Source organism: Pseudomonas sp. UBA5666 (assembly GCF_002420785.1).
GTDB classification, from domain to species: Bacteria; Pseudomonadota; Gammaproteobacteria; order Pseudomonadales; family Pseudomonadaceae; genus Aquipseudomonas; species Aquipseudomonas fulva.
This window is the reverse complement of record NZ_DIIQ01000041.1, coordinates 14,268-37,081: the sequence shown is the minus strand read 5'-3', so window position 1 is coordinate 37,081 and position 22,814 is coordinate 14,268. Positions and strand designations below refer to the sequence as shown.

The window sequence follows — 22,814 nt, the reverse complement described above, 5'->3', positions numbered from 1 at the left end:
TACCCCCCTTACTTGCAAGCGACGCTTGCATGCCTTGGCGCATACCCGATTAGCGGCGGGCGCTACCCTTGCGTGGATGAACTATCTTTAACCCCTGCCGGGCTGTTAAGCGCCCATGGCCGGAGTAATATTGGATACGTTTTCCAAAGGGACTTTCACTTGGCCGCGCCTCTTCTTCACCTCGTGCCTGACGCCCGAGGTAATCCATGACCGCTCAGAACCCTGAACCTTCGGTGCCGCTGGCCACAGCGCTGCCCGGAGCCGTGCAGCGCCTGCCTTTGCTTGAACGGATAAGCCGCTATCGTCAGCCGATTGGGCTGGCGGTGACGCTGGTGCTGTTCACCATGGCCTTGATCGCCTGCCGCCACCTGCTGAGCGAGCTGGACATCTATGCCTTGCACGATGCCATGCTCGAAGTGCCAGTGCAGTCACTGCTTGGCGCGCTGCTGGCGACCGTGATCGGTTTCGTGATCCTGCTGGGCTACGAGTGGTCGGCCAGCCGCTACGCTGGGGTCAAGCTGCCTGCGCGAACGTTGGTACTGGGTGGTTTCAGCGCCTTTGCCATCGGCAATGCTATCGGCCTGTCCATGCTATCCGGCGGTTCGGTGCGCTACCGCCTGTATGCACGCCAAGGCGTGGGCGCGGGCGAAGTCGCACGCATGACGGTCTTCGCCAGCCTTTCACTCGGTTGTGCTTTGCCACCGCTTGCGGCATTGGCCACCCTGAGCAATCTGCCTGCCGCCTCGACTGCCCTGCGGTTGCCGCAGGGCTTGCTGGCTGGCGTTGCGGTTGCCGTCCTGGCCGCTTGCGCCTTGTTGGCAGTTGGCCTGTATCGCAAGCGGTTGGCCGAGCAGCCAGTGCCTGACAACCTGTTGGTGCAACTGGGCCGGCGCACGCTGCGACTGCCCGGCGCACGGCTGACTGGCCTGCAACTGCTGATCACGGCCCTGGACGTGGCCGCCGCGGCCACCGTGCTCTACCTGCTGCTGCCCGAAGCGCCCCCCTTCGGCGCCTTCGTACTGGTCTACCTACTGGCGCTGGCCGCGGGTGTGCTCAGCCATGTGCCCGGTGGTGTTGGGGTGTTCGAGGCCATCCTGCTGGCCGCGTTCGCCAACCAATTGGGCGCTGCGCCGCTGGCAGCCGCATTGCTGTTGTACCGCATCATCTATGTGGTGCTGCCGCTTCTGCTGGCCTGCGTCCTGCTATTGGCCAACGAAGCCCGGCGTCTGCTGTTCGCGCGGCAGGCCATGAAGGCTGCCTCTGGGCTGGCAGCGCCTATCCTGGCCATCATGGTCTTCCTCTCGGGGGTGGTATTGCTGTTTTCCGGCGCCACGCCCGAGATCGATACCCGCCTTGAGCACATGGGCTTTCTGATCCCCCATCGGCTGATCGATGCCTCCCACTTCGGCGCCAGCCTGATCGGCGTGCTGTGCCTGTTGCTGGCCCAAGGCCTGCGCCGGCGCCTGTCGGCCGCGTGGCTGCTGACCACGGTGCTGCTGCTGGTGGGGGCATTGCTTTCGCTGCTCAAGGGCTTCGACTGGGAAGAGGCCTGCCTGCTGACGTTCACGGCCGCGCTCCTGGCTTTGTTCCGCCGCTCGTTCTATCGGCCCAGCCGCTTGATGGAACTGCCGTTCTCGCCGGTGTATCTGGTGGCCAGTGCCTGCGCGGTGGGCGCCTCGGTGTGGCTGCTGTTGTTCGCCTACCAGGATGTGCCCTACAGCCATCAACTGTGGTGGCAGTTCACCCTGGACGCCGATGCCCCCCGTGGCCTGCGTGCGGCGATGGGCAGTGCCTTGCTGCTGGCAGCGCTGGCGCTAACCTGGTTGCTGCGCACCGCACCGCCGGTGATCCACCTGCCCGATGAAGCCGAACTGCAACGGGCTCACCGTATTCTGCAGGCCTCCGACCAGCCTGATGGCGGCCTGGCCCTGACCGGCGACAAGGCGCTGCTGTTCCATCCCCGGGACAACGCGTTTCTGATGTATGCCCGCCGTGGTCGTAGTCTGGTTGCGCTGTACGATCCGATCGGGCCGGCCCAGGAGCGTGCCGAGATGATCTGGCAGTTCCGCGACCTGTGCGACCTGCACCATGCTCGACCAGTGTTTTACCAGGTGCGCGCAGAGAACCTGCCCTTCTACATGGACATCGGCCTGACTGCCCTGAAGCTGGGCGAGGAAGCCCGTGTCGACCTGCGCCGCTTCGACCTCGATGCCAAAGGCAAGGAAATGAAGGACCTGCGCTACACGTGGAACCGAGGCGGCCGTGACGGGCTGAGCCTGGAAATCCATGAGCCAGGCCATGCGCCGCTGGCTGAGCTCAAGGAAATTTCCGATGCATGGCTCAGTGGCAAGAACGTTCGCGAAAAGGGCTTTTCGCTGGGCCGTTTCAGCCCGGATTACCTGCAGCACTTCCGTATCGCCCTGATTCGCTTCCAAGGCCGCCCCGTGGCCTTTGCCAACCTGCTCGAGACCCACAGCAACGAGCTGGCCAGCCTCGACCTGATGCGTGCACACCCGGAGGCCCCCAAGCTGACCATGGAGTTCATGATGATTGGCTTGATCCTGCATTACAAAAGCCATGACTACGGCCGGTTCAGCCTGGGCATGGTGCCGCTGTCGGGGCTGCAACCACGGCGCGGTGCGCCCTTGACCCAGCGTCTGGGCTCGATGGTGTTCCGCCGTGGCGAGCAACTCTACAACTTCCAGGGGCTGCGCCGGTTCAAGGACAAGTTCCAGCCTGACTGGGAACCTCGCTACATGGCCGTGCCTGCCGGGCTCGACCCGCTGGTGGCACTGGCCGACACTGCCGCCCTGATTGCCGGCGGCTTGACTGGATTGGTGAAACGCTGATGACCCGACGCTTTTGGCTTTACCCGTTGATCACCCTGCTGCTGGCCGCCCTGGCCGGCGCCACGGCGTTCTGGTTCTGGACGCGGCCGGCCCCTGAGGCACAGCTTGAGCAACTTCAAATCAACGATGCCAGCATCACCCGCGTTACCCCAGGGGTGCACCCCACCGCCTGGGTGGCGATCGGCGTGCCACAGGACCAGGCCCTGACCCACAAGCAGTTGCTGGACCTTGGCCAGGCGGCCGAAGCGCAATTGGTGCAAGTGGTGCTGCCTGCCGGTGATTGCGCCAAGCAGCAGCAAGCCATGGACACGGCCCTGGCGCAGTTGCCGAGCAAACCGACCCTGGTCGCCGGCATTGGCCCGGGTGCCACCCAAGCCTGGCGCTGGCTGGCCAGCCAGAACGACGACAAGGCCCGGGCAATTTCCGTGGGCTTTACGGTCGAGCAGCCAGGGTGTCAGGTACCGCTGCCAAAGACCGCGCCCCACGGCCACTGGAGCGTGGCGTGGAACGATAATCCGGACGATGCCAGTGCGGCCTTCGTGCGTGACCAGAACAATGCCGAAACCAGCATCAGCGACTATGACATCCACCTGCCGCAAGTGCTCAAGGCACAGCTGACCCAGGCCTTGGTGGGCCAGGATGGCAACGCACTGGCGATTCCCGTGGTTGAGGTCCCTGCCGGTCAAACCACCGATACCGTCACGCTGTTCTTGTCCGGCGACGGCGGCTGGCGCGACCTGGACCGCGACGTGGCCGGGGAGATGGCCAAGCTGGGCTATCCGGTGGTGGGCATCGATACCCTGCGCTACTACTGGCAACACAAGACACCGGAGCAAAGTGCTGCCGACCTGTCCGAACTGATGCACCACTATCGGCAGAAGTGGGGGACCAAGCGTTTCGTCCTGACGGGGTACTCGTTCGGTGCTGACGTACTGCCTGCCATCTACAACCGCCTGCCGGCTGAAGACCAGCAACGGGTGGACGCTGTCATGCTGCTGGCCTTTGCCCGCAGCGGCAGCTTCGAGATCGAAGTCGAAGGCTGGCTGGGCAAGGAAGGTCAAGAGGCGCCCACTGGACCTGAGATGGCCAAGCTGCCGGCTGCGAAAGTGGTGTGCGTATACGGGGTGGAAGAAAGCGACGAAAGCGGTTGCACCGACAAGACCGCCGTGGGCGAGCGTCTGAAACTGCCGGGCGGGCACCACTTCGATGAAAACTACCCTGCCCTGGCCAAGCGGCTGATCGATGAGATCGAGACCCGTCAGGGCAAGTCGAGTGTGGCCGAGCAGAATTGAGGGTTGGGGTAAGGACAGCAGTCACTGGGGTCAGGTCGAGCGGGTGGCTCTGATAGCGCGAATCAGGGGTTACCCTGCCCCCCTGCATGACCTCATGCCGCGATAAGCTGCGCAGCAGCCCTTAGATTTCAGCTTCGCAGCGTATATTGCCGGGGCCGCGCTGCGGCCCATCGCGGCACAAGGGCCGCTCCTACCCGGAAATCTGCTAGCTGTCAGGGGCGGTGCCAGACAGTTGCTCCTACAAAGCCCTGTGAAGCTACTGACTCAGGCGTTACGCGGTCAGTGTCAGAGCGGCCTCGCCGGGGCGCCGGACCGGCCGCGATGGGCTGCGCACCAGCCCCAGTATCTGCGCATCGCCGCAAACATCACTAGGCCCCAGGGGAATGCCCTCAGCGCCTCCCCTGCCCTTTTCAGATCTCGACCTGAGTACCCAACTCGATTACCCGATTGAGCGGCAGGTTGAAGAACCTCAAATTGCCGTTGGCATTCTTCAGCAAGAACGCGAACAGGTTGCCTCGCCAGCGCGACATGCCTTCGAGCCTGGACGCGATCACGGTTTCGCGGCTCAGGAAATAGGTGGTGCGCATGGGCGTGAAGTCCAGCTCGTCCAGGTGGCAGAGTTTCAGCGCCGCCGGCACGTCCGGCTCATCCATGAAGCCGAAATGCAGGACCACCCTGAAGAAGCCATCGCCATAGGCCTCGACCTCGAATCGCTCCTGCTCTGGCACGCGAGGTCGATCTTCGCTGAGCACCGTCAGCAACACGACCTGGCTGTGCAGCACCTGGTTGTGCAGCATGTTGTGCAGCAACGCATGGGGAACGGCGTCCGAGCGGGCGGTGAGAAACACGGCCGTGCCCTCCACCCGGTGCGGCGGCTGGATGCGGATACTGCTGATGAACAGCGGCAGTGGCAGCGCCCCTTCGTCTATACGTTCGACGAGAATTTGCTTGCCACGTTTCCAGGTGCTCATCAGCAGGAACAGCACACCGCCTGCCAGCACAGGGAAGGCCCCGCCCTGGACGATCTTCGGAACGTTGGCGGCGAAAAACAGCCCGTCAACGAACAGAAAGCCCAGCAAGAGGGGCACGGCCAGGATCGGCGGCCATTTCCACAGCAACAACATCACCGCCGCCACCAGAATGGTCGTCATCAACATTGTGCCGGTGACGGCCACGCCATAGGCTGCGGCCAAAGCGCCCGAGGACTCGAAGCCGATCACCAGCAGCACCACGCCCACCATCAACGTCCAGTTGACTGCCGCCACGTAGATTTGCCCTTGCTCGTCACTGGAGGTGTGCTGGATGTGCATACGCGGGATGTAGCCCAACTGGATGGCCTGTCGGGTGAGCGAGAAGGCGCCGGATATTACCGCTTGCGACGCAATCACGGTGGCCAGGGTGGCAAGGCCGACCAGCGGCAGCAAGGCCCAGCTGGGCGCCAGCAGGTAGAACGGGTTGCGCGCAGCCTCGGGGTTTTGCAGCAGCATGGCGCCCTGGCCAAAGTAGTTGAGCACCAGTGCCGGTAGCACCAGGGCGAACCAGGCCCGCGCGATCGGCTTGCGGCCAAAGTGCCCCATGTCGGCATAGAGCGCCTCGGCACCGGTCAACGCCAGCACCACCGCGCCGAGGATGGCCACGCCCATGCCGGGATGGACGATGAAGAAGTTGACCGCCCAACCGGGATTGAAGGCGCGGAGCACTTCGGGCGTCTGTGCGATGCCATGGACCCCCAGCGCGGCCAGCACCACGAACCATAGAACCATGACCGGGCCGAACAGCTTGCCGATTTTCTCGGTGCCGTGGCGCTGCACCAGAAACAGAGCCACCAACACCACCAGCGACACCGGCACCACCCAATGGTCGATGCCATCGAAGGCCAGGCCCAGGCCCTCGACGGCCGAAAGCACCGAGACTGCCGGGGTGATCATGCTGTCGCCATAGAACAGCGAGGCGCCGATCAAACCGCAGATCACCATCAGGGTGCGCAGGCGCGGATACGCAGCCGTGGCACGCCGCGCCAGCGCGGTCAGGGCCATGGTGCCGCCCTCCCCCTGGTTGTCGGCACGCAGGATGAACACCACGTACTTGAATGACACCACCCACAGCAGCGACCAGAGGATCAACGACAGGATTCCCAGCACACCGTCGTGGTTAACCTGCACCCCATAACCGCCCGTGAACACTTCCTTCAGGGTATACAGCGGGCTGGTGCCGATATCGCCATAAACCACCCCGACCGCCGCCACCAGTAGGCCCAGCGACCGGGTCGCCCCCTGCTTCGCTGCGTGCCCGCCCTCGGCGTGACTGCTTGCCTGAACCATCGACCACTCCCGCAAAAGGCCCTCAGGGCCACTGTTGTCAGCGTGCATGCCAGTTCGCCCATCCGGGCCTGGCGTAACGGCGCGAAGCATAGCGCAGCGTTCGTCGTATTTCTGCTGGTCAATCGATCCATCGCTCGCTAGAATTGCGCACTTTTTGATCAGAGGCGCCAAAAGCGCCCGTCAAGGTCGCCCCCGATCAACGCTGGGCGACCTGTATTCAACGCCGAGGTTAGTCATGTCCACCACGCCCGCCACCCCCAAGGTCGGTTTCGTCAGCCTGGGCTGTCCCAAAGCCCTGGTCGATTCCGAGCGCATCCTCACCCAGTTGCGCATGGAAGGCTATGAAGTCGTGCCAACGTACGAGGATGCCGACGTGGTGGTGGTCAACACCTGCGGTTTCATTGACAGCGCCAAGGCCGAATCGCTTGAAGTGATCGGTGAAGCCATCAAGGAAAACGGCAAGGTGATCGTCACCGGCTGCATGGGTGTCGAGGAAGGCAGCATTCGCGATGTGCACCCAAGCGTGCTTTCGGTGACCGGCCCGCAGCAGTACGAGCAGGTGGTCAACGCCGTGCACGAAGTGGTGCCGCCGCGTCAGGACCACAACCCGCTGATCGACCTGGTGCCGCCGCAAGGGGTCAAGCTGACGCCGCGCCACTATGCCTACCTGAAGATTTCCGAAGGCTGCAACCACAGCTGCAGCTTCTGCATCATTCCGTCGATGCGTGGCAAGCTGGTCAGCCGCCCGGTGGGCGACGTGCTGAGCGAGGCCGAGCGCCTGGTCAAGGCCGGGGTCAAGGAAATCCTGGTGATTTCCCAGGACACCAGCGCCTACGGCGTAGACGTCAAATACAAGACCGACTTCTGGAACGGCCGCCCGGTCAAGACCCGCATGCTCGAGTTGTGTGAGGCCCTGAGCAGCCTGGGTGCGTGGGTGCGCCTGCACTATGTGTATCCGTACCCCAATGTCGACGATGTGATCCCATTGATGGCTGCCGGCAAGATCCTGCCGTACCTGGACATTCCGTTCCAGCACGCCAGCCCCAAGGTGCTCAAGTCGATGAAGCGCCCGGCCTTCGAAGACCGGACCCTGGCCCGCATCAAGCAGTGGCGCGAGCAGTGCCCGGAGCTGGTCATTCGTTCGACCTTCATCGTCGGCTTCCCAGGCGAAACCGAGGAAGACTTCCAGTACCTGCTGGACTGGCTGACCGAGGCCCAACTCGACCGCGTGGGCTGCTTCCAGTACTCGCCTGTCGAAGGTGCCCCGGCCAACGACCTGGGCTTGGCCGACGTCCCGGACGACGTCAAACAGGATCGCTGGGACCGTTTCATGGCGCACCAGCAGGCCATCAGCGCCGCCCGCCTGCAGATGCGCATCGGCAAGGAAATCGACGTGCTCATTGACGAGGTCGAAGAGCAAGGCTCGGTGGGCCGCAGTTTCTTCGACGCGCCAGAAATCGACGGCAGTGTCTTCATCGATGGCAACCACGGCTTCAAGCCTGGCGACAAGGTACGTTGCCGCGTGGTGGACGCCGACGAATACGACATGTGGGCAGAGCCCATCTGACAGGGCGCCCTGCCTGCCTCCTGTCGCAGTGGCGCGGCCTGCCCCGGGTCGCGCCCTCCTCCAGCATCTATCCTTGTTTTGACGGCCACTGGAGCAAGGACCCGATGCGCACCTTCTCGACCCTGGAAACGCCTCACCTGAGCGACTACCCCAGGCTGGTCAGCGTATGGGAAGACGCGGTACGTGCGACGCACGCCTTTATGCCCGAACCCTACATCGTGCTGCTGCGCGACAAGGTGCTGCGGCGGTATCTGGACGCGGTGATGCTGGTCTGTGCCCGTGGGCCTGATCGCAGCATCCAGGGTTTCGTCGGCGTGGCAGGCGGGCGCATCGACATGTTGTTCGTGGACCCGCAGTGGCATGGCCGAGGTATCGGCAAACAATTGCTGCAGCATGCGGTGCAGGCGTTGGACGCCCTGACCCTCGACGTCAACGAGCAGAACACCCAGGCGCTGGGCTTTTATCTGCACCAGGGCTTTGAGATCGTGGGCCGTTCGCCCAAGGACGGTCTGGGCCAACCGTATCCCTTGCTGCACATGCGCAGGCACAGCGCGGCCTGATTGACACAGATTCCCGCCCCTCGCCCGGCGGGAAGGGTACAATGCAGCCTTTCTTTGCCTTTGCGAATCGTCGTCATGTCCGAACCCGTCCGTCTGTCCAAACGCCTTGTCGAGCAGCTTGGCTGTTCCCGCCGCGAGGCTGAGTTGTATATCGAAGGAGGCTGGGTGACGGTCGACGGCGTGGTGGTCGAGCAACCGCAGTTCAAGGTCGAGCAGCAGCACGTCGAGCTGCTGCCCGGCGCGCGCGCCGAGAGCCTGGAGCCGGTCACGCTGCTGCTCCACCAAGGCGCGGGCATGGACAACGAAACTGCCCGGCTTGGCCTGAACATGACCAGCCTCAGCGAGGCCCATCGCGAAGGCGTGCGCCCCTTGCACGGGCATTTCACCCGCCAGGCCTGTGTAGCACCGTTGGAACCGGGTGCCAGCGGCTTGCAGGTGTTTACCCAGGACTGGCGGGTAACCCGCAAGATCAACGCCGACCTGCGCAAGCTTGAACAGGAGTTCGTGGTCCAGGTGCGCGGTGAAGCCAGTGCCCAGATGCTCGAGCGCCTGGCACGCGGTGTGACCCGCAATGACCGCGAATTGCCCAAGGCCAAGGCCAGCTGGCAGAACGAAACCCATTTGCGCCTGGTGCTGAAAAACCCGCAACCCGGCCAGATTTCCGAACTGTGCGCCTACCTGCGCCTGGAGTTGCTGGGCATGCGCCGCATACGCCTGGGCGGTGTTTCGATGGGCAAGCTGGCGCTGGGCCAATGGCGCTACCTGATGGGCACTGAACGTTTCTAAGTGAGAGGCCGTGCGACTACGTGCGGCACGAGAACAGGATTTTGCAGCAATGAACCACAATGACGTCCTGCGCAGCCTGCGCTACATGTTGAAAGTCAATGACGCCAAGATGGCCGAGATCATCGGTTTGACCGGCCTGGACGTGAACCCTGTCGTCCTGGCGACCTATGTGAAGAAAGAAGAAGAGGAAGGCTTTGTGCGCTGCCCGGACCGGGTCATGGCGCACTTTCTCGACGGCCTGGTCATCTACCGTCGCGGCAAGGATGAAAGCCGTCCGGCACAACCTGTCGAACTGCCGGTTACCAACAACCAGATCCTGAAGAAGCTGCGAGTGGCTTTCGAACTGAAAGAGGACGACCTGCACGCCATCTTGAAATCGGTCGATTTCCCCGTCAGCAAACCTGAGCTCAGCGCACTGTTTCGCAAGGCCGGCCATGACAACTACCGCCCGTGCGGCGACCAGTTGCTGCGCAACTTCCTGAAGGGCCTGACCCAGCGCGTGCACGGCTGAATGGTCATGCAGCATACGGTGGCGCCGGTGGGGATCGTGCGCTCCTGTTTCAAGGAGAAGTTCGCCATTCCGCGCCAGCCGCAACTGGCGCCGGCCGCACGCGGTGTGCTGGAGCTACTGCCCCCGTTCGACCAAGCCGAGGCAGTCGAAGGGCTGGAACAGGTCAGCCACGTCTGGCTGCTGTTTCTGTTCCACCAGGCCCTGGAAGAAAAACCCAGGCTCAAAGTGCGCCCACCGCGCCTGGGGGGCAACAAGAGCATGGGTGTGTTCGCCACTCGCGCCACCCACCGGCCCAACGGCATCGGCCAGTCGGTGGTGCGGCTGGAGGGCGTTGAACCTGGCCGCTTGCTGTTGTCAGGCATCGACCTGCTCGACGGCACGCCGGTGCTGGACATCAAGCCCTACGTACCCTATGCCGACAGTGTCGAGGGTGCCCATAACCACATGGCCAGCGGTGCGCCAGTGGCCATTACCGTGCAGTGGGCCGACAGCGCCCTGCCCCAGGCCCGCGAGCATGCGTTGCGCCTGGGCGAGCCCCTGGTGGCATTGATCGAGCAATGCTTGGCGCAAGACCCACGGCCAGCCTATCAGGTGCCTGTGGCCGAACGGGTGTATGGGGTCAAATTCTGGGATGTGCAGGTCAGGTGGCATTATCCGCAGACGGATGTGATCCGCGTGCTGGAGGTGGTGCTGGCTTGAAGGTGCAATAGCGCTGCATCTGGGGGGTTGTGCTGTCGCCATCTGGCTCAAGTACCAACAGCCGCCCATGAAAAAGGCGACCCGCCGGGTCGCCTTTTTTCGTACCGTTACGCTGTAATCAACGTGCTGGACCTTCGGCAACGCCCAGGTCGTCGGTCGGACGGGTGTCGATCAGCGGACCGCCACCCGAAGCCAACTCCGACGCCAGCTTGTCGTTGTCCATCTCGTTGACCCACTTGGCTACGACCACGGTGGCAACGGCGTTGCCCACCAGGTTGGTCAAGGCACGCGCTTCGGACATGAAGCGGTCGATGCCCAGGATCAGCGCCAGGCCGGCAACCGGCAAGTGGCCCACGGCAGACAGCGTGGCCGCCAGCACGATGAAGCCCGAACCGGTAACGCCAGCGGCACCTTTGGAGGCGACCAGCAGCACCAGCAGCAGGGTGATCTGGTGGGTGATGTCCATCGGGGTGTCGGTAGCCTGGGCGATGAACACCGCAGCCATGGTCAGGTAGATCGAGGTGCCGTCCAGGTTGAACGAGTAACCGGTCGGAATGACCAGGCCTACCACGGACTTCTTGGCACCCAGGCGTTCCATCTTGGCCAGCATGCGTGGCAGCGCGGACTCGGACGAGGACGTGCCCAGCACGATCAGCAGCTCTTCACGGATGTAGCGGATCAGCTTGAGTACGCTGAAACCGTGGGCGCGGCAGATGCCACCAAGCACCACCAGCACGAACAGCAGGCAGGTGATGTAGAAGCACGCCATCAGGTAACCCAGCTGCACCAGCGAGCCCACGCCGTACTGGCCGATGGTGAAGGCCATGGCGCCGAAGGCACCGATCGGGGCCAGCTTCATGATCATGTTGATGATGTTGAACATGACATGGGCGAAGCGATCGATCATGTCCAGGAACGGCTTGCCGTAGCTGCCCAGGCGGTGCAGGGCGAAGCCGAACAGCACCGAGAACATCAGTACTTGCAGGATGTCGCCGTTGGCGAAGGCACCGACCACGGTGTTGGGGATGACGTTGAGCAGGAAGCCTACGGTGGTCTGCTGCGCGCCAGCGGCGGCATAGGCAGCCACGCTGCTGGCATTGAGGGTGCTGACGTCGATGTGCATGCCCGCGCCGGGCTTGACCACGTTGACGACCACCAGGCCGATGATCAGCGCGATGGTGGAGACGATTTCAAAATACAGCAACGCATAGCCGCCCGTCTTGCCGACGGATTTCATGCTCTGCATGCCGGCGATACCGCTGACCACGGTGCAGAAGATGATCGGTGCGATGACCATCTTGATCAGTTTGACGAAGCCATCACCCAAGGGTTTGAGGGCAACGCCCGTTTCCGGGTAGTAATGGCCGAGCAGAATACCGATGGTGATGGCAACCAACACCTGGACATACAGGGATTTGTAAAGCGGCTGACGTGTCGTCATGGCTGTTTTTCCTCAAGTGTGCCGCGCCACCCTGTTCCAGGGGTGCAGCACCTGAATCGCTAACCCTCCTGCACTTGGAGGGATTTGTCGTTGTGGTAGAGCTGCCTTCGCAGGCCTCTGCCAATAGCGATAGCAAGGGTGATGCCAAAATGCCCAAACCGGGTGCAGGCAGGGCTATTGCTGGCTTTCCATGCCCAACGTCGGGGCGAAACGTGAGGAAGGGTGGCGGGTTTCCGCCCGCTGGCGGAATTGGAGCGGCCCAGATGGCGGAAAACCGCCTGGGCTCATTCCAGATTGAAGGTGATACGGAAGGCGGCGCCGCCAAGCGCCGAGTCATCCAGGCTAAGTTCGGCATCGTAGCTGTCGATGATGTCCTTCACCACAGCCAGGCCGATGCCTTGCCCCGGGTGCTGACTGTCCAACCGCTCACCACGCTCCAGAATGCGCTGGCGCTGGTTGGCGGGCACGCCTGGACCGTCATCTTCGATACAGAGCGTGAGCCGTCCAGCTTCTCTGAACAGGCTGACCCTTATCTGGCCCAGGCTCAGGCGGTAGGCGTTTTCCAGGAGGTTACCCAGCAGTTCGAGCAATGCGCCCTGCTCCATGGGTACCCGCGCCTGGTCCGGCACCTGCAAGGTCACGTCCACGTGTTTATCGCGGTAGACCTTGGCCAGCGTGCTACACAGGCTGTCGAGCAAGGGGCGTAGCACCACGCTATGACGCACCAGGCCGCTCTTGCGCAGGCTGGCACGTTGCAGTTGATAGTCGATCTGCTGGCTCATGCGTTCGATCTGGCTCTGCAAGACCCTGGCCTGCTCCCGTTCACCGTTGTGCTGCTGCAGGCTTTCGCCCACCCCCTGCAACACGGCCAAGGGCGTCTTCAGGCTGTGCGCCAGGTCGTCCAGCGAATCCCGGTAGCGCTGGCGTTGCTCGCGCTCGCTTTGCAGCAGGCGGTTCAGCGAGCCGGTCAGGCGCAGCAGTTCGCGGGGGTGGTGTGTGCTCAGGCCGTCCCGCGCGCCGGATTCCAGATCGTCGAGCTCGCGGCTAAGGCGGCGTAGCGAGCGCAACCCCCAGGTCAACCCGGCCCAGAGCAGCGCCAGCAGTGCTAGCAAGGCAGCCCCGAAGCCCAGGTAGAGTTTTTCACGCAGGCCATCGAGGGTGCGCTGATAGTCGCGCACCGGCTGCAGGGCCACGATGCTGAAGGCGGCACTCTTGCCGCCCAGCAGCTTAATCTCGACGTCATAAACGAAGAACTCCTCGCCATTGGCCTGGTGGATGCGTGCGAACTCGTTTCCGCGGCCATCGTAGCGAGGCTGATAGTTGATGTTCTGCGCCGCCGTGGCCCGGGACTGCCAGACCAGTTGGCCAGCACGGTCGAAGATGTACCCCAGCAGACCGGTATAGGGCAGGTTGAAACGTTCGTCCGGCAACAACGCCGGCATCTGCAACTGCCCGTTTTCGATACGCGCCGCCGAAATCAGCGTGGTCACGTCCGAAGCCAAGCGTTGTTCGATCGACTCCTGCAAGGCAAGGCTGAAGGCTTTCTGCAAAGCTGGCAGCAGCGCCAGCATGAACAGCACCGCCAACACGGCAGCGGCCAGCATCAGGCGCACACGCAGGGATCGAATCATCGGCAGCGCTCGGTGAACAGGTAGCCAAGCCCGCGCACGGTATCGATGGGCTTGAAGCCGCACTCGCCTTCGAGCTTGCGCCGCAAGCGCCCGATGAGCACTTCGATGACGTTTGGATCACGTTCTTCATCGCCAGGGTAGAGTTGCTCCATCAGGCGATCCTTGGCCACCACCTGCTGGTGATGACGCATCAGGTACTCGAGGATGCGGTATTCGTAGGCGGTCAGGCCCAGTGGCTGCTCGTCGAGCGTCGCCTGCTTGCGATTGAGGTCAAGGACCAACGGGCCGGCGGCGATGGTTGACTGGGTGAAGCCGCTGGAGCGGCGCAGCAGCGCATTGAGGCGCGCCTCGAGTTCTTCGAACTGGAACGGCTTGACCAGGTAGTCGTCGGCGCCAGCGGCCAGCCCTTCGACCTTGTCCTGCCAGTTGCCGCGGGCCGTGAGGATGAGGATGGGGAAGGTCTTGGCCTGGTTGCGCAGGCGCGTGATCAGCTCCAGGCCACTGATGCCCGGCAGCCCCAGGTCGACCACCGCCAGGTCGAAGTGGTACTGCTCGGCCTGGTACAACGCCTCCTCGGCATTGGCGACCGCCTCGACCACGTGGCCACTTTCCCCCAGGCGGGTATAGAGGTGATGGCGAAGCAAGGCTTCGTCCTCGACCACCAGCAGTTTCATGTGCAGCTCCTTGATGGATGTGCCTGTACGGTGCCCAATGCTGACAAGCCAGCCCCACCGCGCGCGCCTACCGGCCTGATGGCCCAGCATGGCACTGGTTGGAGCTGGCTTGCCAGACCCGGGTCGCTACAGGATAACGCGACGGGCAGGTCAGAACTTGTAGGAAGCCGCCAGATAGGTCTGCGCGCTGCTGCTCAGGCGCAATGTGCCGGCCTTCGGCGCGCCGTGGGGGCTGACCTCGGTGGCGGCATTGGTGCGCAGGTAGCGGTAGCCCAGTTCGACCGAGGCCTTGTCGGTGATGTCCTGGATGAAGCCTGCCTGCAGGCCGTAGGCATAACCGTAGTCGGTGTCGCGGCTCAGGCCTGGCGATTCCTGGGACAGCTTGGTCATGCCGAGGGTACCGCCGCCGAACAGCTTGGTGGTATCGCCTACGGGCAGGAACAGGTCATAGCTGCCCAGCAGGTTTTCCTGGCGAAGTTTCAAGCCGCTGTGGTCACCGGAAACGTTGTCGTAGGTCATGTAGTAGCGACCCTGGTCATTGATGCGCCCCAGGCGCACGCCCCAGGTACCGTCCTTGGCGATGACGCCGTCGGTGTTGAGGTGGTCGGTGTTGCGTTGCAGCAGGCCTGACTTGCGAACCTTGTCGCTGGTCTGGCCGTAGGTGAGGCTGGCGAAGTTTTCATCGGCCGCCTGGGCGCTGGTCATGCCAGCGGCGCAGACGGCTACGGCGGCAAGCAGGGTATTGAATGTTTTCATGGTGAGGTTACTCCAGTCGAGTGCGCTGTTGAGGTCTGGAAGCTAGAGTAAGCAGGGCACACTGAACCTCGACTGAACCCTTGCTGAACATTGACTGAACGAACCGATTGCAATCCAGGAGTAGTCACCATGCGCGCCTTGCTGGCCTTGACCTTGATGTGTACTGCCGCCTTTGCCCAGGCGGCGGTACAGACCCGCGAGATCCCCTACCAGGATGCCGACGGCAACCGGCTGGTCGGCTATTACGCCTATGACGACGCTGTCACCGGCAAGCGGCCAGGCATCGTCGTGGTGCATGAGTGGTGGGGGCTCAATGACTACGCCAAACGACGCGCCCGGGACTTGGCAGCGCTGGGTTACAACGCCCTGGCCATCGACATGTACGGTGACGGCAAGCACACCGAGCACCCTCAGGACGCCCAGGCGTTCATGGCGGCAGCACTCAAGGACCCCAAGGCTGCTGCCAGGCGCTTCGACGCCGGGCTGGAATTGCTCAAGTTGCAGCCCAACACCAACAAGCATGACCTGGGCGCTGTGGGGTACTGCTTTGGCGGCAAGGTGGTACTCGATGCCGCCAGGCGCGGCGAGAAGCTCGACGGTGTGGTGAGTTTCCATGGCGCCCTGGCTACCACTACACCCGCAAAGCCTGGGGTGGTGAGGGCGGCAATTCTGGTGGAGCACGGCGCAGCGGACAGCATGGTGACCGCCGAACAGGTGCAGGCCTTCAAGGCGGAGATGGACGCGGCGAAGGTGAATTACCGTTTCGTCAGCCTCGACGGGGCCAAGCACGGGTTCACCAACCCTGATGCCGACCGCCTGAGCCATGGCGCTCACGGCGGGCCGGACATTGGTTATGACAAGGCGGCCGACGAACGCTCCTGGGCAGACATGCAGGCGTTTTTCAAGCAGGTGTTCAATGAGTGATCACGCGGGGCAGCCATGCTGGGACGCCAGCGATCACCGTAATAGGTAGGCAACAGCGGGCGCGTTTTCATGCTTGCGTTGAAAACTGCGCCCATGTGCCGGGCTGTATCGCCCTGCCCCTCCCGCAACCCCTGCTCAGCTGGCACAATAGCGCGCATGACGACCCTTCCTGCCTGCTGTACCTCGCTTCGGCAACACTGGCCCTTGCCCCGTCCCTTGCCTGGTGCGGTACTGGTCAGTTGCGCCTTCGACCCCACAAGCGTGACCCCGGACGACTTCGCGCGTGCTGGCATCGTGCCCAGTGCGGGCCTGCAACGTTCAGTTGCCAAGCGCCAGGCTGAATACATCGCCGGGCGGGTATGCGCGCGCGCGGCGTTGCAGCAGTTGGACGGCCGGCACTACGTGCCCACCACCCACGAAGACCGCTCCCCCATCTGGCCTGCCGGCATTCGGGGCTCGATTACCCACGGTAAAGGCTGGGCGGCGGCGGTGGTTGCTGCTCAAAGCAACTGCCGCGGGCTGGGGTTGGACCAGGAAGCGCTGCTCGATGACGAGCGCGCCGAGCGTTTGATGGGCGAGATCCTGACACCGATGGAGCTGGAGCGTCTGGACCACCGGCAGTTGGGCCTGGCCGTGACCCTGACCTTCTCGCTCAAGGAAAGCCTGTTCAAGACGCTCTACCCCCTGACTGGCCAGCGCTTTTACTTCGAACATGCCGAGCTGCTGGAATGGTCCGCTGACGGGCTGGCCACGCTGCGCCTGCTCACCGACCTGTCCGCCCAATGGCGCAAGGGCGCCCAATTACAGGGGCAATTCTGTCTGCAGGATGGCCACTTGCTGAGCCTGGTTAGCGCCTGAGGCCTACAACGGCGCCTGTTGTCGTGGCCAGGCAAGGCTGAAACAGGCGCCACCCAGGGCCGTGCCGTGGCCTACCGTGGCGCGGCCTGCGTGCCAATAGATGATACGGCGCACGATCGACAAACCCAGGCCATGGCCACCGGAGGCTCGGGTGCGGCTGTCATCCAGGCGCATGAACGGCGTGAAGATGCGGTCCCAGACCCCTTCCGGAATGCCTGGCCCGTCATCTTCCACATTGATACGGCACACGTGCGGGCCTAGCTGATAACTCACGCGCACTTCGTGCTCGGCGTGGCGCAGGGCATTGCTCACCAGGTTCTGCACGGCGCGGTGCAGGTAGCGGGGCTCTGCCTCGACCCAGGCGGTCTCGCCTTCGACGCCCTGGCAATCGCCCCGCAACAAGCGTATGTCGCGACGCAACGGGGCCAGTTCGGCAATGACCTGATCGAGCAAGGCATCCAGGTCGATACGCTGGAACGTCAGGGCCGGGGCGCCTTGCTCGAGGCGCGCGTAGGTGAGCATTTCGTCGACCAGCTTGTCCAGGTCCTGGATGTCGCCGTCCATGCCGGCAAGGTGCTTGGCGCGTGCCTGCTCGGTGGCGGCGCTTTCGACCATTTCCAGGCCAAAACGCAAGCGGGCCACGGGGGTGCGCAGCTCGTGCGACACGGCACGTACCAGCTCGCGCTGCATGGACAGCGAGCGCTGCAAGTGCTCGGCCATGCCATTGAATGCCGCTGCCAGGCGCCCGATCGAATCGGCATCGCCTGCCGGTACACGCGTGTCCAGGCTGCCTTGGGCGATGCCCGCCGCGGCCCGCGCCAGCCCGGAAACGCGCCGCTCCAATTGGCGCACCAGCAGGTAGACCACCAGGCCAATGAGGCTCAAACCAACCAGGGTGATCAACACCAGCAACTGGGGTGGGTAGGGGTTGAGCTGGTGCAAGGGGCCGATCTCCAGCACCCACGGCGAGCCGGAGAGCCCAGCGAACACGCGTATGGAATCGCCATCCATGCCCAGCGCCATCACCGTGTCACCCTCCTCCACCCGGCGCCGCTGATCGTCATCCAGGCTGGCCCGCTCGATACGCTGCAAGGCAACCCCAAACCCGAAGCCCTTGTCGTGCTTGATCTGCTCCAGGCGCTGCTGCTGTTCGGTCACCGGGTAACGCACCAGCTCGTCGGCCAGTAGATACAGGGTAGCGCGCGCCAGTTGCTCGCTGATCTGCCTGACCTGGGCGACCAGCAGCAGGTCCTGCTGCCCTACCCTGCGCAACACCCGAGCTGCATGCGGGCCGGTCTTCTCGACCACGGCGAGGCTGCGGTACAGACGTGCGCGTTGTGCGCCATCGAGGGCGAAGGCCGACATGGGCTGCAACTGCAGCGGCACCCCCAGCAGCCGCCCCCACAGCAGCAGGGAACGCTTGCGCTCGGTGTCGCTCTGCACGGCCAGGTTATCGGCCATGAGGCTGAACGTGCCTTGCGCCAGGCCCTCGCGGTGCTGGGCGGCGCGTACTTCGTTGACCAGGTGCAGGCTGAGCACCCCCAGCAGCGCCACCAGTACCAGGACCGCCAGCATGCCGCCATAGATGCGCAGGAAAATGGAATTCACGGGCATTGGCCCACGAACAGATAGCCTTTGCTGCGCAGGGTCTTGATCAGCCGGGGCTGGATAGGGTCGTCGCCGATGCGAGGGCGGATACGGGAAATGCGTATGTCGATGGAGCGGTCCTGGCCGTCATAGCCCACACCGCGCAGCGCCGTGGAGATCTGCTCGCGGGTCAGCACCTTGCCAGCGTTGCTGGCCAGCAGCCAAAGCAGGTCGAATTCGGCGCCGGTAAGCTCGATCTGCCGATCGCCAAGCCACGCCTCACGCACCCGGCTGTCGATGCGCAGCGCACCGAAGGTCAGGTCCTGGCGTTTGCCCGCAGGCGCCTCGCTGCGACGCAACAAGGCCTGGATGCGCGCCAGCAACAGCCGGGGGCGTAAGGGCTTGCACACGTAGTCGTCTGCGCCAATGTCCAGTCCTTGCACCTGATCCAGCTCGTCGGTGCGCGCCGTGAGCATCAGGATGGGCCCAGGGTACTGGCTGCGCACTCGCCGACAGATGCTCATGCCATCTTCGCCCGGCAACATCACATCCAGCATGACCAGGTCCGGCTGGGTGTCGATGATGCGTCGCGCTGCGCGAGCGCCATCGCCCTCGACACTGACCGCATACCCTTGGGCGCTCAGATACTCGGCAGTCAATTCGGCCAGACGCTGGTCGTCTTCGACGATGAGGATGCGCGGTAGCGTTGGATCCATGGCGTAGGGCCTGTTGGTGTTGTTTTTTCCTGGATAGTACGACCAGGACCCTGCCGAGCCAACCCACTTGGGTGGTTCTGTGGACAATGATCCGGGTGCGACGGCGGCCCCTGAAAAAAACTGCCCAGCGGCAAGCAGACGCAGAAAAACACTTCAAACCAGTGGGCACAAGGCCTACAGCGAATACTCACGTTTCACTCACAAAGTACCCACAAGATATCCACAGCCGCTCGCCTTGCAAACACCCCCATACCGCATTATCTTGTATCGCGATCGCGACGAACCACTAGATATAGGGGTTCGCGCAAAATCACTTAAAAAAGTCAACCCGCAAAATCATCGGATTTTTCGGCTGAACTTACGGTGGTTTCAGCAGCCAAACCGCTCCTGCGGAGGCGACCGAGGCAAGCCCTGTCAGGGCCTTGTTCGGGCATGGGTGAACCAGGCGAGCCTGGCACTCATCAGCAACGGATTCCGGCAACCCGGAACTTTTGACTTCGGCCAGGGAGCGGCAAGCCATTGCCCTTATTCCTGAGTCTGTCCCGAAGTCGGTACGCCCGCGCGGACGGATGCGCTTGCGTTGCGCATCCCCGCCAGGCAATCGAGCAAGTGGACGGAACGGTGGGCGCCCAATTGGGCGCCTGATCAATATAGAAACTGTGGAGACACCCACCCATGCAAACCGACACGACTCGCGAGAACCCGCAGGCCAAGGCCCCGCAGGTTGCCGAATCCAATCAGGATCTGGCCGCCACTGCCCCTGGCCAACTGCGCGTGATCAAGCGTAACGGTACTGTCGTCCCCTACACCGACGACAAGATCACCGTGGCCATCACCAAGGCGTTCCTCGCAGTTGAAGGCGGTACCGCCGCCGCTTCGTCGCGCATTCACGACACCGTCGCGCGCCTGACCGAGCAGGTCTCGGCCACGTTCAAGCGTCGCATGCCATCGGGTGGCACCATCCACATCGAAGAAATCCAGGACCAGGTCGAACTGGCCCTGATGCGCGCCGGCGAGCAGAAAGTCGCCCGTGACTACGTCATCTACCGTGAGCAGCGCGCCAAGGAGCGCGCCACCCGCGTCAGCACCGACGCCGTGGTCGAGCCGCACCCAAGCATTCGCATCACCCTGGCCGACGGTAGCCTGGCGCCGCTGGACATGGCGCGCCTGAACACTATCATCAGCGAAGCCTGCGAAGGCCTGGCCGAAGTCGATGGCGACCTGATCCAGCGCGAAACCCTGAAGAACCTGTACGACGGCGTGGCCATCAAGGACGTCAACACCGCCCTGGTGATGACCGCCCGTACCCTGGTCGAGCGTGAACCGAACTATTCGTTCGTCACCGCTCGCCTGCTGATGGACACCCTGCGCGCCGAAGGCCTGGCCTTCCTGAACGTCGCTGACAGCGCCACGCACCACGAAATGGCCGACCTGTATGCCAAGGCCCTGCCGGCCTACGTCGCCAAGGGCGTGGAGTTCGAGCTGCTCAACCCGGCCCTGGCAGCCTATGACCTGGAGCGCCTGGGCAAGGCCATCGATCACGAGCGTGACCAGCAGTTCACCTACCTGGGCCTGCAAACCCTGTACGACCGCTACTTCATCCACAAGGATGGCGTGCGCTTCGAGCTGCCGCAGGTCTTCTTCATGCGTGTGGCCATGGGCCTGGCACTGGAAGAAAAGGACAAGGAAGCGCGCGCGATCGAGTTCTACAACCTGTTGTCGTCCTTCGACTACATGGCCTCGACCCCGACCCTGTTCAACGCCGGCACCCTGCGCCCGCAGCTGTCGAGCTGCTACCTGACCACCGTCCCGGACGACCTGTCGGGCATCTACCACGCGATCCACGACAACGCCATGCTGTCCAAATTCGCAGGTGGCCTGGGCAACGACTGGACGCCGGTGCGTGCACTGGGCTCCTACATCAAGGGCACCAATGGCAAGTCCCAGGGCGTCGTGCCGTTCCTCAAAGTCGTGAACGACACCGCTGTTGCGGTCAACCAGGGTGGCAAGCGCAAGGGCGCTGTGTGTGCCTACCTGGAAACCTGGCACCTGGACATCGAAGAATTCATCGAGCTGCGCAAGAACACCGGTGATGATCGCCGTCGTACCCACGACATGAACACCGCCAACTGGATCCCTGACCTGTTCATGAAGCGCGTCTTCGACGACGGCAAGTGGACCCTGTTCTCGCCCTCGGAAGTGCCGGACCTGCACGACCTGACCGGCAAGGCCTTCGAAGAGCGCTACGAGTACTACGAAGCCCTGACCGAGTACAACAAGATCAAGGTGTTCAAGACCATCCAGGCCAAGGACCTGTGGCGCAAGATGCTCTCGATGCTGTTCGAGACCGGCCACCCATGGCTGACCTTCAAGGACCCGTGCAACCTGCGCTCGCCTCAGCAGCACGTGGGCGTGGTGCACAGCTCGAACCTGTGCACCGAGATCACCTTGAACACCAACAAGGACGAGATCGCGGTCTGCAACCTGGGCTCGATCAACCTGCCGAACCACATCGTCGATGGCAAGCTGGACACCGCCAAGCTGCAACGCACCGTCAACACGGCCGTGCGCATGCTCGACAACGTGATCGACATCAACTACTACTCGGTACCGCAGGCGCGTAACTCGAACCTCAAGCACCGTCCGGTAGGCCTGGGCATCATGGGCTTCCAGGATGCGCTGTACCTGCAGCACATCGCCTACGGTTCCGACGCTGCCGTCGAATTCGCCGACAAGTCGATGGAAGCGGTCAGCTACTTCGCCATCCAGGCCTCCTGCGACCTGGCCGACGAGCGCGGCGCCTACGAGACGTTCCAAGGCTCGCTGTGGTCCAAAGGCATCCTGCCGCTGGACTCGCAACAGATCCTGATCGAGGCCCGTGGCCAGAAGTACATCGACGTCGACCTGAACGAAACCCTGGATTGGGCGCCGGTCCGTGCCCGGGTACAGAAAGGTATTCGTAACTCGAACATCATGGCCATTGCGCCAACTGCGACCATCGCCAACATCACCGGCGTGTCGCAGTCGATCGAGCCGACCTACCAGAACCTGTACGTGAAATCGAACCTGTCGGGCGAGTTCACCGTGATCAACCCGTACCTGGTTCGCGACCTCAAGGCCCGTGGCCTGTGGGACTCGGTCATGATCAACGACCTGAAGTACTACGACGGTTCGGTGCAGCAGATCGAGCGTATTCCGCAAGAACTCAAGGACCTGTACGCCACGGCCTTCGAAGTGGAAACCAAGTGGATCGTCGACGCCGCTTCCCGTCGCCAGAAGTGGATCGACCAGGCGCAGTCGCTGAACCTGTACATCGCCGGTGCCTCGGGCAAGAAGCTGGACGTGACCTACCGCATGGCCTGGTACCGTGGTCTGAAAACCACCTACTACCTCCGTGCCCTGGCCGCCACCAGCACCGAGAAGTCGACCATCAACACCGGCAAGCTCAACGCCGTGTCCAGCGGTGGCGACAGCGCCCCGGTCCAGGCAGCCGGCCCTGCGCCAGTGCCCAAGGCCTGCGCGATCGACGAGCCGGACTGCGAAGCCTGCCAGTAAGGCCAGGCCGAGGCTTCCTGCGGGAAGCCTCTTTTTTGTAGAGCCGTATGCAAGCCTGCGGGTGTGGCGCTGCCGCCCCGCTACCCG

Annotated in this window: 17 protein-coding genes; 10 read left to right on the top strand and 7 right to left on the bottom strand. The window is 63.3% G+C overall.

What is annotated here, in order from left to right:
* Positions 1–206: 206 nt before the first annotated feature.
* On the top strand, positions 207–2,849 hold the full coding sequence (gene mprF / locus B2Y33_RS17125) for a bifunctional lysylphosphatidylglycerol flippase/synthetase MprF (protein WP_027914205.1): 2,643 nt from the start codon (positions 207–209) through the stop codon (positions 2,847–2,849).
* Complete coding sequence (locus tag B2Y33_RS17120; protein WP_104925898.1) at positions 2,849–4,141, top strand: virulence factor family protein; 1,293 nt, start codon at positions 2,849–2,851, stop codon at positions 4,139–4,141. Before mprF ends, B2Y33_RS17120 begins: the two co-directional genes overlap by 1 nt.
* A gap of 410 nt (positions 4,142–4,551) precedes the next feature.
* Here B2Y33_RS17120 and B2Y33_RS17115 read toward each other — a convergent pair whose 3' ends face one another.
* Entirely contained in the window at positions 4,552–6,462 is a 1,911-nt protein-coding gene (locus tag B2Y33_RS17115; protein ID WP_027914203.1) for a potassium transporter Kup, read from the bottom strand.
* A gap of 235 nt (positions 6,463–6,697) precedes the next feature.
* Here B2Y33_RS17115 and rimO point away from each other — a divergent pair, with 235 nt between their 5' ends.
* The 5 genes from rimO to tsaA all read left to right on the top strand — a co-directional run bounded on the left by rimO (position 6,698) and on the right by tsaA (position 10,585).
* A complete protein-coding gene (gene rimO, locus B2Y33_RS17110; RefSeq protein WP_023536322.1) occupies positions 6,698–8,029 on the top strand; it encodes a 30S ribosomal protein S12 methylthiotransferase RimO in 1,332 nt (443 codons plus the stop codon).
* Positions 8,030–8,133: 104 nt separating this feature from the next.
* Positions 8,134–8,589 carry a GNAT family N-acetyltransferase gene (locus B2Y33_RS17105; protein WP_027914202.1) on the top strand — a complete coding sequence of 152 codons (456 nt, stop codon included), beginning with the start codon at positions 8,134–8,136 and terminating at the stop codon, positions 8,587–8,589.
* A gap of 75 nt (positions 8,590–8,664) precedes the next feature.
* Complete coding sequence (locus tag B2Y33_RS17100; protein ID WP_023536258.1) at positions 8,665–9,375, top strand: rRNA pseudouridine synthase; 711 nt, start codon at positions 8,665–8,667, stop codon at positions 9,373–9,375.
* A 49-nt stretch (positions 9,376–9,424) separates the two neighbouring features.
* Entirely contained in the window at positions 9,425–9,886 is a 462-nt protein-coding gene (locus tag B2Y33_RS17095; RefSeq protein ID WP_027914201.1) for a DUF1456 family protein, read from the top strand.
* Between the two features lie 6 nt (positions 9,887–9,892).
* The gene (gene tsaA / locus B2Y33_RS17090) at positions 9,893–10,585 is read left to right on the top strand and encodes a tRNA (N6-threonylcarbamoyladenosine(37)-N6)-methyltransferase TrmO (RefSeq protein WP_027914200.1); all 693 of its coding nucleotides are present in this window, start codon (positions 9,893–9,895) and stop codon (positions 10,583–10,585) included.
* Positions 10,586–10,703: 118 nt separating this feature from the next.
* On the opposite strand, the gene B2Y33_RS17085 is transcribed toward tsaA, so the two are convergent.
* From B2Y33_RS17085 to B2Y33_RS17070, 4 genes are all read right to left on the bottom strand, one after another.
* Complete coding sequence (locus B2Y33_RS17085) at positions 10,704–12,026, bottom strand: dicarboxylate/amino acid:cation symporter (RefSeq protein WP_027914199.1); 1,323 nt, start codon at positions 12,024–12,026, stop codon at positions 10,704–10,706.
* Positions 12,027–12,310: 284 nt separating this feature from the next.
* Complete coding sequence (locus B2Y33_RS17080; RefSeq protein ID WP_028687377.1) at positions 12,311–13,657, bottom strand: ATP-binding protein; 1,347 nt, start codon at positions 13,655–13,657, stop codon at positions 12,311–12,313.
* Positions 13,654–14,331, bottom strand: a complete 678-nt coding sequence (locus B2Y33_RS17075; RefSeq protein WP_023536231.1) for a response regulator — start codon at positions 14,329–14,331, stop codon at positions 13,654–13,656. Before B2Y33_RS17075 ends, B2Y33_RS17080 begins: the two co-directional genes overlap by 4 nt.
* A gap of 150 nt (positions 14,332–14,481) precedes the next feature.
* Complete coding sequence (locus B2Y33_RS17070; RefSeq protein ID WP_206405714.1) at positions 14,482–15,087, bottom strand: outer membrane beta-barrel protein; 606 nt, start codon at positions 15,085–15,087, stop codon at positions 14,482–14,484.
* A 129-nt stretch (positions 15,088–15,216) separates the two neighbouring features.
* Here B2Y33_RS17070 and B2Y33_RS17065 point away from each other — a divergent pair, with 129 nt between their 5' ends.
* Together B2Y33_RS17065 and B2Y33_RS17060 are read left to right on the top strand one after the other, a co-directional pair.
* Positions 15,217–16,011: a dienelactone hydrolase family protein gene (locus B2Y33_RS17065; protein ID WP_027914197.1), complete on the top strand. Its 795-nt coding sequence runs from the start codon at positions 15,217–15,219 to the stop codon at positions 16,009–16,011.
* 156 nt (positions 16,012–16,167) lie between these two features.
* Positions 16,168–16,869 carry a 4'-phosphopantetheinyl transferase family protein gene (locus B2Y33_RS17060; protein WP_111475394.1) on the top strand — a complete coding sequence of 234 codons (702 nt, stop codon included), beginning with the start codon at positions 16,168–16,170 and terminating at the stop codon, positions 16,867–16,869.
* 3 nt (positions 16,870–16,872) lie between these two features.
* On the opposite strand, the gene B2Y33_RS17055 is transcribed toward B2Y33_RS17060, so the two are convergent.
* Both B2Y33_RS17055 and B2Y33_RS17050 read right to left on the bottom strand, forming a co-directional pair.
* Complete coding sequence (locus tag B2Y33_RS17055) at positions 16,873–18,483, bottom strand: ATP-binding protein (protein WP_206405715.1); 1,611 nt, start codon at positions 18,481–18,483, stop codon at positions 16,873–16,875.
* Positions 18,474–19,172 carry a response regulator transcription factor gene (locus tag B2Y33_RS17050; RefSeq protein ID WP_206405716.1) on the bottom strand — a complete coding sequence of 233 codons (699 nt, stop codon included), beginning with the start codon at positions 19,170–19,172 and terminating at the stop codon, positions 18,474–18,476. The genes B2Y33_RS17055 and B2Y33_RS17050 overlap by 10 nt, the downstream gene beginning before the upstream one ends.
* A gap of 675 nt (positions 19,173–19,847) precedes the next feature.
* On the opposite strand from B2Y33_RS17050, the gene B2Y33_RS17045 reads away from it, so the two are divergent.
* Positions 19,848–22,727 carry a ribonucleoside-diphosphate reductase subunit alpha gene (locus B2Y33_RS17045; RefSeq protein ID WP_023536265.1) on the top strand — a complete coding sequence of 960 codons (2,880 nt, stop codon included), beginning with the start codon at positions 19,848–19,850 and terminating at the stop codon, positions 22,725–22,727.
* Positions 22,728–22,814 lie beyond the last annotated feature (87 nt).

Bases quoted from the DNA above. Each gene is read 5' to 3' on its own strand.
- B2Y33_RS17085 (WP_027914199.1), bottom strand. From the start codon at position 12,026: ATGACGACACGTCAGCCGCTTTACAAATCCCTGTATGTCCAGGTGTTG.
- B2Y33_RS17105 (WP_027914202.1), top strand. From the start codon at position 8,134: ATGCGCACCTTCTCGACCCTGGAAACGCCTCACCTGAGCGACTACCCC.
- B2Y33_RS17095 (WP_027914201.1), top strand. From the start codon at position 9,425: ATGAACCACAATGACGTCCTGCGCAGCCTGCGCTACATGTTGAAAGTC.
- B2Y33_RS17045 (WP_023536265.1), top strand. From the start codon at position 19,848: ATGCAAACCGACACGACTCGCGAGAACCCGCAGGCCAAGGCCCCGCAG.
- B2Y33_RS17065 (WP_027914197.1), top strand. From the start codon at position 15,217: ATGCGCGCCTTGCTGGCCTTGACCTTGATGTGTACTGCCGCCTTTGCC.
- B2Y33_RS17060 (WP_111475394.1), top strand. From the start codon at position 16,168: ATGACGACCCTTCCTGCCTGCTGTACCTCGCTTCGGCAACACTGGCCC.
- mprF (WP_027914205.1), top strand. From the start codon at position 207: ATGACCGCTCAGAACCCTGAACCTTCGGTGCCGCTGGCCACAGCGCTG.
- B2Y33_RS17070 (WP_206405714.1), bottom strand. From the start codon at position 15,087: ATGAAAACATTCAATACCCTGCTTGCCGCCGTAGCCGTCTGCGCCGCT.
- B2Y33_RS17050 (WP_206405716.1), bottom strand. From the start codon at position 19,172: ATGGATCCAACGCTACCGCGCATCCTCATCGTCGAAGACGACCAGCGT.
- B2Y33_RS17115 (WP_027914203.1), bottom strand. From the start codon at position 6,462: ATGGTTCAGGCAAGCAGTCACGCCGAGGGCGGGCACGCAGCGAAGCAG.
- B2Y33_RS17075 (WP_023536231.1), bottom strand. From the start codon at position 14,331: ATGAAACTGCTGGTGGTCGAGGACGAAGCCTTGCTTCGCCATCACCTC.
- tsaA (WP_027914200.1), top strand. From the start codon at position 9,893: ATGCAGCATACGGTGGCGCCGGTGGGGATCGTGCGCTCCTGTTTCAAG.
- B2Y33_RS17120 (WP_104925898.1), top strand. From the start codon at position 2,849: ATGACCCGACGCTTTTGGCTTTACCCGTTGATCACCCTGCTGCTGGCC.
- rimO (WP_023536322.1), top strand. From the start codon at position 6,698: ATGTCCACCACGCCCGCCACCCCCAAGGTCGGTTTCGTCAGCCTGGGC.
- B2Y33_RS17055 (WP_206405715.1), bottom strand. From the start codon at position 18,483: ATGCCCGTGAATTCCATTTTCCTGCGCATCTATGGCGGCATGCTGGCG.
- B2Y33_RS17100 (WP_023536258.1), top strand. From the start codon at position 8,665: ATGTCCGAACCCGTCCGTCTGTCCAAACGCCTTGTCGAGCAGCTTGGC.
- B2Y33_RS17080 (WP_028687377.1), bottom strand. From the start codon at position 13,657: ATGATTCGATCCCTGCGTGTGCGCCTGATGCTGGCCGCTGCCGTGTTG.